The organism is Elusimicrobiaceae bacterium, assembly GCA_017520185.1.
Lineage (GTDB): Bacteria > Elusimicrobiota > Elusimicrobia > Elusimicrobiales > Elusimicrobiaceae > Avelusimicrobium.
Genome location: JAFXGO010000016.1, coordinates 1 through 2781, shown reverse-complemented (window position 1 = coordinate 2781; position 2781 = coordinate 1). Strand labels below are relative to the sequence as shown.

Sequence of the window (2781 nt, the reverse complement as noted above, 5' to 3'; positions counted from 1 at the left end):
GAAGTGCGCGAAGATGACGATAGCGCACGGGTAGAAATTTCTTTAGACGATGTGTATAGCGTAACGGGTATGATTTCTGCTTTGGCTAGCAAATTGACCATTCGTTTAACGTCCAACTATTCGCAATCTCATTTACAAAAACTTAAAGCGCATTTAGATGCCGGTGTCGGCACCACCCGCGTATATCTGGAAGTGCCTTCTAAAGCAGACCCTACCAAAATACACCGCATACGTACCGGGAAATCTATCCAAGTACACCGCGCATTGCTAGATTATATAGAAAATACTTTGGGCAGCAATGCCTGGAGCTTTGAGTAAAGGGATAAATATGGCTTTTTACAAATACCAAACCATGGGCGTATGCTCACAGGAAATCCGTTTTGAAATAGACGAACAAGGAAGATTGCATCAGGTTTGTTTTATTGGCGGTTGCCCGGGGAATTTGTCGGCTATTTCTAAATTGACCGAAGGGGCCGATGCCGCTAAAATAGCGGCGCTTTTGTCCGGCAATGATTGCGGCGGCCGTGGCACTTCTTGTGCAGACCAATTGGCCCGCGCTATCGGGGCGGCCCTGGAAAAGGAAACGTCTAAATAGCTAATTGAAAAGATTAATTTTTTAATAGCTAAAAATGATTATTTTTCATCAAACTATAATTTTATAGCATATTCTTATACTATAAAAAGGAGTGTTTGATGAAGAAATTATTGCTTGCCCTAACGGCTCTTTTGGTTTGTGGTATTGGTGTAAATGCCCAAACCGCCGAAAAAACTAATCCCGCCGTCCATTCCGGCGCTTCTGCTTTTCAAATCAGCGGAGTACAAAGAACCCAGCTTTCGTTCGGTGAAAGTAAATTGGTTTTTCCTAAAAATTTAAAAGCAACCATTGAGCAGTATAAGGATAAAAAATTAACCATTCTAGGGGATTCTTTTTCCAACGTAAGATTAAACGCTTATACTTTCCAATCCAAAGGGAAAACGAAAGTTTCCATTGATACGCAAAAAAATACGATTACGTTGTTGGAAGGGAAAAAAGCCTTTTTGACCAGAGATGACGGAAAGAAAATTTCTCTTAAAAAAGGAAAGGCATTTTCTTTTGCGCAACCAAACAATACCCCTACCCAAGACGCGCTCCAAGTTACGTTACAGGAAGAAGAACCTTTGCAAGTGCCTTCTTTTGTTATTTCTTCAGAAACTAATACCGCCACTCAACAGGCTATCCAAGACGTATTGAGCAACCCCGAGCCGTAATACAGGAGAAAACAAAATGAAAAAACTAAGCATTTTATTAATTTGTCTGTTAACGGCTTCTTTGGGCTATGGTAAAAATTTGACTTTTTCTGTTTGGGAAGATTTGATATATGATGACAATATTTATCTTTCCAATACGCAAGAAGAAAGTTCCGTCATTAACTCCACGCAAGTGGGTATGAAATATAAAACAGCGGTTCCTAATAGCGGACTTGTTTTTAATGCGACGGCTTTCGGCGGTTATAATGCCTATACCAAAGAAAATGGCCAAAACGGCTTTTGGAACGCGTTTGCCAATGTGGATTTGGCTAATGATTTGCTAAATATCGGTAATACCTTTGTGTATACGTCCGATTTGGCTAACTCCGAATTGACGGATATGGTAAGAAGATTTAATAATAATGTTTATCTTTCTGCCAGAACTTCCAGAGAAAAGACTTTCGGATTGGGCTTTTCTGCCAATGATTCTTATGACTATTACTATGATCACCCGTGGCAAACGGCCTTGGATTTAAACAGAATCAATGCCGCGGTGCAGGGGTTTTGGAATATTTCTCCTAAAACAAGTGCTTTATGGAATATATGTATAGCAATGTAAACTATAAATACAATGACGAACATAACTCCGACGGAAGCACCTTGGCTTTGGGGGTAGAAGGAAAAATCGCCCCGAAAGTGACCGGTATGGCTAAGGCCACTTATGCCATGCGCGATTATACGCATCATCTTTCCGGTTACAGCACTTACGAAGATTTATTCGGTTATGACCTTTCTTTAGAATATAGACCGACCGGCAGAAATGTAATCCGTTTGTCAGGAATAAGAAAGTTTGAAGAATCTACCTATGTGAACAATCGTTATTTTGCCGATACGTTGATTTCTTTGTATTTTTCTCATCAGCTTTCTAACCGCTTAAAAGCGGCGGTGACGCTGTCTTATGAAAATATGGATTACGAACATGCCAACAATCAAGGAGTTAAAAGATCCGACGATTTATACGGCGTCCGTCCCGAAGTGACGTATCAATTGAATAAATGGCTTTCGGCGGGAGCATGGTACCAGTTGCGCAGCAGACACTCTAACACATATGAGAATGAGTACAACAGCAATAAAGGGGGCCTGTTCTTAAAAGCCACTTTGTAAAATTTGTTTTTCAGCAAAATCCCCCGTTAAAACGGGGGATTTTTTTAGAGAATTTACAAAAAAATAAACCCCGCTTAAGCGGGGTTTAAATTTTGGTAGGGATAGGATTCGAACCTATGTAGGGCGTAGCCCGACGGTTTTACAGACCGTTGCTTTTGACCACTCAGCCACCCTACCGAACAAAGGGATTAAAAACGCTGCGTTTTCTACGCAGCCGGGTCAAAGATTTACTTTGGACATATTTATTATAACAAAAAAATCGGCTATTTGTCATTTTTTTACCGAAAAATCTCTTTTCTATTCAAAGCGAAAGCAAAAAAAAGCCCCAAAATTGCTAAAATACCCTTATGCAGAACACGACCCACAATACCCCTTTGATGATAAAAGTAG

The 2781-nt window shown here is 40.3% G+C and carries 5 protein-coding genes and 1 tRNA gene; 5 read left to right on the top strand and 1 reads right to left on the bottom strand.

Features of this window, described 5'->3' with window-relative positions; all coding sequences use genetic code 11:
* The 5 genes from IKL48_02190 to IKL48_02170 form a co-directional block, all read left to right on the top strand.
* A partial coding sequence (locus IKL48_02190; GenBank protein MBR3603489.1) for a hypothetical protein occupies positions 1-318 on the top strand: 318 nt, incomplete at its 5' end.
* 10 nt (positions 319-328) lie between these two features.
* Positions 329-595 (top strand): TIGR03905 family TSCPD domain-containing protein, encoded by a 267-nt coding sequence (locus IKL48_02185; protein ID MBR3603488.1) that lies wholly within the window; start codon positions 329-331, stop codon positions 593-595.
* 98 nt (positions 596-693) lie between these two features.
* Positions 694-1248 carry a hypothetical protein gene (locus IKL48_02180; GenBank protein ID MBR3603487.1) on the top strand — a complete coding sequence of 185 codons (555 nt, stop codon included), beginning with the start codon at positions 694-696 and terminating at the stop codon, positions 1246-1248.
* A gap of 16 nt (positions 1249-1264) precedes the next feature.
* Positions 1265-1846 (top strand): hypothetical protein, encoded by a 582-nt coding sequence (locus tag IKL48_02175; GenBank protein ID MBR3603486.1) that lies wholly within the window; start codon positions 1265-1267, stop codon positions 1844-1846.
* On the top strand, positions 1831-2391 hold the full coding sequence (locus tag IKL48_02170; GenBank protein ID MBR3603485.1) for an outer membrane beta-barrel protein: 561 nt from the start codon (positions 1831-1833) through the stop codon (positions 2389-2391). The genes IKL48_02175 and IKL48_02170 overlap by 16 nt, the downstream gene beginning before the upstream one ends.
* A 93-nt stretch (positions 2392-2484) precedes the next feature.
* On the opposite strand, the gene IKL48_02165 is transcribed toward IKL48_02170, so the two are convergent.
* Positions 2485-2568 (bottom strand) — tRNA-Tyr (locus tag IKL48_02165).
* Between the last annotated feature and the right edge of the window lie 213 nt (positions 2569-2781).